General features: G+C 63.2%; 5 protein-coding genes, 1 tRNA gene and 2 pseudogenes. 2 read left to right on the top strand and 6 right to left on the bottom strand.

Annotated features, from left to right (window positions below; translation table 11 throughout):
• Positions 1–183, top strand: a pseudogene (locus tag FVW27_RS04565) (UPF0280 family protein); the annotation flags it as partial.
• Positions 184–289: 106 nt separating this feature from the next.
• Here the strand turns inward: FVW27_RS04565 and FVW27_RS04560 are convergent.
• Positions 290–1,693 carry a MerR family transcriptional regulator gene (locus tag FVW27_RS04560; protein ID WP_167123130.1) on the bottom strand — a complete coding sequence of 468 codons (1,404 nt, stop codon included), beginning with the start codon at positions 1,691–1,693 and terminating at the stop codon, positions 290–292.
• A 547-nt stretch (positions 1,694–2,240) separates the two neighbouring features.
• Between FVW27_RS04560 and FVW27_RS04555 the strand changes: the two genes are divergently transcribed.
• Positions 2,241–2,316, top strand: a tRNA-Thr gene (locus FVW27_RS04555).
• Positions 2,317–2,896: 580 nt separating this feature from the next.
• Here the strand turns inward: FVW27_RS04555 and FVW27_RS04550 are convergent.
• The 5 genes and pseudogenes from FVW27_RS04550 to FVW27_RS04530 form a co-directional block, all read right to left on the bottom strand.
• A complete protein-coding gene (locus tag FVW27_RS04550; protein ID WP_167123128.1) occupies positions 2,897–3,811 on the bottom strand; it encodes a hypothetical protein in 915 nt (304 codons plus the stop codon).
• A gap of 220 nt (positions 3,812–4,031) precedes the next feature.
• Positions 4,032–5,186, bottom strand: a complete 1,155-nt coding sequence (locus FVW27_RS04545) for a bacteriophage T4 gp5 trimerisation domain-containing protein (RefSeq protein ID WP_167123126.1) — start codon at positions 5,184–5,186, stop codon at positions 4,032–4,034.
• Positions 5,171–5,860, bottom strand: a complete 690-nt coding sequence (locus FVW27_RS04540; RefSeq protein ID WP_167123124.1) for a hypothetical protein — start codon at positions 5,858–5,860, stop codon at positions 5,171–5,173. The genes FVW27_RS04545 and FVW27_RS04540 overlap by 16 nt, the downstream gene beginning before the upstream one ends.
• The gene (locus tag FVW27_RS04535; RefSeq protein ID WP_167123122.1) at positions 5,857–6,420 is read right to left on the bottom strand and encodes a baseplate complex protein; all 564 of its coding nucleotides are present in this window, start codon (positions 6,418–6,420) and stop codon (positions 5,857–5,859) included. The genes FVW27_RS04540 and FVW27_RS04535 overlap by 4 nt, the downstream gene beginning before the upstream one ends.
• Positions 6,417–6,703: pseudogene (locus FVW27_RS04530) on the bottom strand (hypothetical protein); the annotation flags it as partial. The gene FVW27_RS04535 and the pseudogene FVW27_RS04530, both read right to left, overlap by 4 nt.

Here is a 6,703-nt window from a genome sequence, read left to right as displayed (position 1 = left end):
CGCGACGCCAGCCTGGCCGACGCGGCGGCCACCCTGTTCGGCAACATGCTGCAAGGCCCGGACGACGTGGCCCGCGTGACCGAACGCGCCGCCGCCATGGCCCACCTGGGCATAGAGGGCGTGTACGCCCAGTGCGGCGGGCGCGTGGGGATTTGGGGGAACATGGAACTGGCCGTGGCGTGACCCGCGGCACACGAGGCCCTTGGCGAACGTGAACGCAAGGGACACGGGAGAGGCCGGGACTCCGGAGACGCCGGGGATACCGGACGGGAGACGACGCACGTCGCCACTATCGAAATTCGTAGCTTTCCTTGATATTCCGGAACAGTTCCAGAAGGAAGCGGTCCGGCACCGTGTCGCCGTTGATGGCAAGGCGCGAAAGCCGGGTCACGTGGTTGCCGCTGGGCGTGGTGACCGGCTGCAAGGTCAGTTCGTGGGTGCGGCTGCCACCCTGCCTGCCGCTGGCGGGTTCGTCGGTGGTCAGGCGCAGCACCCAGGCAGCACCGGACCTGGTCCAGCCCATGGTCACGCGATGCCGCCGGGCGGCGTGACGGTCCACCAGGGCCAGCAGTTCACGCAGGGTGAAGGCCTTGTCGCGACCGGACACGCCCAGATATTCGCCGTTGCGCCGGATCACCAGCGGCCTGTCGAACAGGGTTGCGGGCGGCGTGGGGACGGAATCCTTGCCGGACGTTGCCCGCGCACGGTCCGATCCCGTCTGCGAGGCGGAACCGGAAGCTTCGCTGGCCGAGGAACCGTCATTCCGCGCGTCGGCACCGGATGTGGCTTGCTCGGATGTGTCGTGATGGGATGCGCCTTGGCGGAATGTGTCCTGACCGCCAACATCCTGACCGGGGGCGCTCCGGCTGGCCCCGGCTGCGTCGGCACGCACGTCATCGCCAGCCGAACCTTCCGCCCCGGCAGCGCTGCCCCGTTCCGCTTTGGCACCGTCTGCATCGCCCCCCGCCGGCCCCGACACCACCGTGTAATAATCATCCACGAGGCGGGTGACGGCTTCGGTGCGTTCGCGGCGCAACAAGTCCAGCGCTTCGTCCAGCCGGGCCGCACGCTCGTCAAAGGCGGCCAGCAGCGCGTCGCGGTCGGCGCGCAGGTCCTCCACCTGTCGGCGCAGGCTGGAAAGTTCCGCCAACATGTGCCCCTGCACCTGAAGCAGCGTGGCCATGCGGTCAAGCATGCCGGGCAGCCCTTCCACGGCGGGCTCCGCAGAGGCAGGAGGCGCCGGATGCGAAACATCATCCGGCGAGTGGTCGTGCACGAGGTCCGGCCCCGGCATGGCGTCGGATGCGCGGAACCTGTCCCGAAAATGCGGTTCCGCCCCGGTGCCGGATGCCCGCGCGCCCCCTCTGCCGTCCGATTGGCCGCCCGATTGACCTCCATGAGAGCCGGGGCGAACCGATTCTCCCGGCTGCCCATGCGTCCCCACGTGGGCGTACAACACGGCCACCAGTTCTTCCAGCCGTTCCTCTATCTGCTCCGCCGCCACGTTGCGCGTGTACATGCTCCTGATCTCCCTGAAGATGTCCAGCACATGCACGGGATAGCGCAGCCGCCTGCCCCGCCCTTCTCCGGCGGGCAGGAAGCGCGCGAACCTGTCCTTGTAATAGGCGATACTGGAGGGGGGCACGTCGAGGCGGCGGGCGATTTCGCGGAGGGTCAGCAATTCGCGGATCATGAGGAGGTGCTCCAGTTCTTGTTGTTGCACAGTTGCGCGTGCGGGAGCATTTTGTCAAGAAATCCGCATAAAAATATTGTCTAGAAAATTGTCCAACAACCTTCGGACATTGGCGCAGTCCCTCGCTGCCTGATGGCGCAATGCTCGGGCACGACGCCGAGAGGCAGAGTACCACCGCAAGAGGGTCAGTGCCGTGCCCTGCGCAAATCCTGACAGGCTTGCAAGCAAGGTAGATGGCTAGGTGCCCGTCAGGCCAGATGGCGGCGGCAGAATAATGCCCTGACAGGGGCGCGTGCCTCACCGTCAGACATGGGACATGCGGAAGGACGCTGACGGGTTGCCCACTGGCAGCGAACACCTGCTGTCGGAGGGAAGCGGCCCTCGTGCGTACCGATTCCCTGCCCGCCCGCACATGGCACCTGCAACCGCCCCACAACCCGCTTGACTTCCCTTGCCAACTTCCATAACTAGCACATCTCGCTTCTGCGGAGGTAACCGCCGAAAGCGCGCGTGCAGACTGGGCCAATGGCGCGGACTGTGCGTAATTGCCGGAGTAACTCAGTTGGTAGAGTAGCTGATTCGTAATCAGCAAGTCGTGAGTTCAAGTCTCATCTCCGGCTCCAGAACAAAAGCAAGGGGTTAGGCATCAGCCTAACCCCCTCTTTTTTTCCTTGGTCATATTTTTTGGTCATATCCGCCTACGCCCCGCACCTGCCCCTTTAACGATGAACCGGAAAGCGCCTTCCGAGAAAAGCTCGACATGGCAAACCTTTGGGCATCATCGCAGCGCCCGGGCCTGTGCAATGACCTTGCACGACCTTGCAAACCATTGCACCCAACGCAACCGGCAACACCAGCGAATGCGCCGCGCCACTGTTGAATCCGGCCCCCGTTTGCACCGGCGGCCCGGTTGCACAACCGCGCTCGAAAAAGGCCGAAGGTTTGGGGCGGAGGAGTGTTTTTTTTCGAGGGATTTCGTTTTTTCAAAGACAATCGCCAACGTTATCTGCAAGCTGCGCCATCAATCGGACATGGGCTACCCTGATGTTTAAGCAACCGAAACATCCCGCCACATCTTGCTCTTTCGAAAGCAAACGCGCGAAGAGACAAACGCCGAGCCCAATCGTCAATATAGACATGCCCCCTCAACGCCAATTAACGTCGAGGAGGCATGTAAAAAATCCCAACAGTTGTCGAAAATAGTTACACTTTATGTAATCTTTTCCGACGCACAACAACTCCGGCAACAACCATTCCCGATGCCATAAGCATAAAAGAACATGGCTCCGGTGTTGGCGCTGGCGCTGATGTCCAGCTATTTCCAAGCCCAGGGCTAAGGTGAACCGTGTAAAGACTGGCAAACTCAAATGCTGGATCTATACGGATTACAGGGTCAACAAAAGCATACCCTTCCATAAGTCCCCCATAATACCCAGCATAGTTGTGCGATCCCACCTCCGCGTGCAGTCCAATGTGATAACCTGTGGAAAGCATATTGGCCACAACATTCCCATAAAATTCCCCATCGAATTCAATAGCACCCCCACTTTCGCCATAAGGAATATTTATACTCTTTGATCCAAACCCAGCGCTTATCCAAGCAAGGGACATAACACCTGCATTTATTCCATGATCCCAATCAAGCACGCTTCCCGACGACATTATCCTAAGTTTGTAGTCTATTATTATTGGAACATATGAATTATTTGGACCGCTTATATAATAATAGTAATCCATATATGAATACGCTTTTGTAGGAATATAATAGTCATCATAATGTTCATAACCATCAATATAAGAATCTGCACTCTTACCATTTCCACCATAAACCGAAGAAAATGACGCGAACACTGACGGTGAAGGTTCAAGAATTGCGGAAACAGTGGCAGTTCCCGAAGCATAATTACCTGTTGGAGTTATCACTTCACGACACTCAGAATACTCATTGCTTGTAGATATTGGCACAGGCAATTGTGGCGTTCCATTGCCAACCCAGTAATCACTTGTTCCCATGCGATACGTTGCCGATGCTACATTCATAACCGCAGCACTGGCTATTGCGTTCACATTAAAGAGCAAAAAAGCCACCATAATCACATTAAAAAGTTTGTTTCTCATCACGCCTCCAGCGTTGGGGGTATAGCTTTTGCGCACCATCAGCAAAACATATGCCATCACCACGTACAGGTTCGCGCGTTTTGGAGCGTTAGACTTCGGCGCTCAACATCATAAAACCTCGACCTAGTGACTGCCTCGGCCTAGCCGCCCGCCCCTGAAACGACGCCGCCCCGTGCCATCAGCCGATGACACGGGGCGGTTTTGCGTGGTGCGGGGCCCGTCACGCCGTGATGCCTCCAATGCGCCCCCGGTGAGTGCCCAGCCGGGATGCGTGGGTTGCCACCTCGCCGCCCTGGGTGATGGCCGACGAGGAGGGGTGGGTGTGGGCGGCCAGCACATCGAGCGCCGCCTTGATTTCGTCCAGGCAGGCCAGCAGTTCCACGAACAGGCTTGTCCCCTCCCCGCTGCCGGACGTGGACACGCACGAGATGGTCGCCGCCCGCAGCCGCAGATTGGCCGCCTCGATGCTGCGGTCGCCACCGGCCTTTTCGGTGCTGCTGCCGTCCACGGTCAGCTCGTGGTCGCCGCCCACCGTGCCGGACTGGTTGCCGTTCACGGCCACGGACCTGTCGCCGCCAATCTGCGTCTGCTGGCCGCCCTGCACGGCCTCGCTGCGGCCCCCGGCAACGGTGATGTACCGGCTGCCCTTCACCGTGCTGGCGTGGTCGCGCCCCACGGTTTCGGTGGCGACGCCCGCCGTGGTGTGGGTGGAATCGCCCCCGGCGGTCAGGTTCAACGCGCCCAAGGTGCCAAGGTCGGCCCGCAGACCGGCCAGCAGGGTAAGCACCGTGCCCGTCTCCACCGTGTACGTGCCCTCCACCTCGGTGGTGGAATGCTCCGACACGCGGCGGATTTCGCGCGCCACCTCGGTCACCGCCTCCATGGCCCGGACCAGCCGGGTCTGCGATTCGTCGGTGATGGCCGCGTCGGTCTGGCGGGTCCAGTTGCCGTGCGCGTCGGCCCGCTGGAAAACGGCGGGCGACTGCTGCGCCAGCCATTCGCGCGGGGCCACGGACGGCAGCGACGTGCCCATGGGGTACACCTGCCGGATGATGGGGTGGTCCGGCCTGCCGTAGGCAAAGCCCACCACCACCAACGCGCCCGGCTCCGGAAAGGCGTAGGTGCCGCACTCCTGCCCTGCCCCGCCGGGCACCGGCAGCGGCACCGCCGGAAACACGGGGAAGGCCGGGTCCGGCTCCATCTCCGGCGTCAGGATCTGCACGTCCACGGCATAGCGCGGTCGGAACCGTTCGCAGGTCACGCCCTCGCCGGGCTGGTCCGCGATGGCCACCACCCGCCCGTACCGGTCCAGGTGCAGCCCGCCGGACAGCTCCGGAAACAGCCGCAGCACCGCCGCCCTTATTGCTTCCTGCATGTGACCTCCATCTGGTGCCCGGCGAACCGCACGGACGCCACCCGCCCACCGTCCAGTTCCACGCCGGGGCGCAGGCCGGGGATGGCCGTCACCGTGCGCGCGCCCGTGCCCATGGTCTTTCCCCATGCCTCGTCCGGCAGATCCACGGCGCGCCCGGCCCAGCGGGAATCGGCCCACGACCCCACGAATACCTGCCCGTCGCCTTGCGCCTGCCACACGTAGTCCTCGATGCCGAACACCTGGCCCAGCTGCACCATACCGTGGAAGCCGGACCCCACCGCGCCGAAGTACGGCACGCGGGTGGCGGCATACGGCCTGTCCGGCACGATGAAGCGCACCTGCGCGGCCTGCGCGTAGGCTGCCAGCACCTCGTGCAACGTGGGGTGGCGCAGCGCCAGAGGAATGGCCACGTCCAGCCGGGCCGACACCTCGCGGCAGAACAGCCGCTGCTGGTCGCCGTCCACGGGGGTGCATCGCTCCACGTCGCCGCTGAAGAACAGGGTAAGGGCCGCATCCCAATGCCAGCCCATGGCAAAGGACACCTCGCCGGAAAGCGGGGCATCCGCCCGCACCTGAAACATCGCCCTGCCGGGCCTGTCCAGATCCAGACGCACGTCCTCGCTCACCAGCGGGACTTCCGCGCCCGCCACGGTCAAACGCTTTTGCAGCCTCATTTCCCGGCCTCGCCCGTGCTGCCACCCTTGTCATAGTCGCCCAGCACGTCGCTGGCGGCCTTCAGCTTCTTCTCGAACCACGTCAGTTCCTGCGCCGGTTCGGCCTCTTCCTGTGGCGCCACGGTCTGTCCCTCGTTCTGCTGGGCGGCGGCAGCCTTGGCGGGTTCGCGCGCTTCGGCCCGCTCCGGAACGGACACGTGCTCGGACAGGCTGAAGGACACCATCCAGCAACGCCGCTCCTCCTGCTCCTCGGCCTTGAAGTCGCCGGTAAACCGCCCCTGCCGCATCCCCGACGCGTTCGCCGTGCGGTTGGTGACGGTGTAGACGCGCCCGTCGCCGCCCTTCTTTGCCTCGGCCACGCGGGTCAGGGCGCGCAGATCATCCTCGTCCGTGAACCGGATGAAGATTTTCGCCTCCAGCTTCTTGGCCTTGGTGCCCTTGCTGGCTTTGGACGTGCTGCTGGTGTCGCCGCTGGCGTCCTCGTCCTTGAAGGGCAGGGTCATGGAGGCGACCAGGCCGAAGCCCGGCACGGTGAAATCGTCAAGGCGCAGAAAGCTCACAGGATACCCTCCAGCGGGTTCTCCAGACCGAAGGCCTCCTTGTAGTAGGCCACCTGCTGCCTGGTGCCGTACCAGCACACCGCCGCGCAGCACTTGAACGCGGCGTCCATGGGCGGGGCGAACTTCACCAGCAGCTTGGCCAGCTCCACGGCCAACCCTTCCAGGTACACCCCGAACCAACCGGGGTCGCTGCCGGTCATGGACCCGCGCAGCGCATCGAGGTCGGCCTGCCGGGCCGCCATGGCCGCCTGCCGCTTGGCCCCGAACGCGCCCAGCCGCGCCA

The sequence above is a fragment of the Nitratidesulfovibrio liaohensis genome (genome assembly GCF_011682075.1).
GTDB lineage: Bacteria > Desulfobacterota > Desulfovibrionia > Desulfovibrionales > Desulfovibrionaceae > Cupidesulfovibrio > Cupidesulfovibrio liaohensis.
This window is presented reverse-complemented; position numbering and strand designations above follow the sequence as displayed.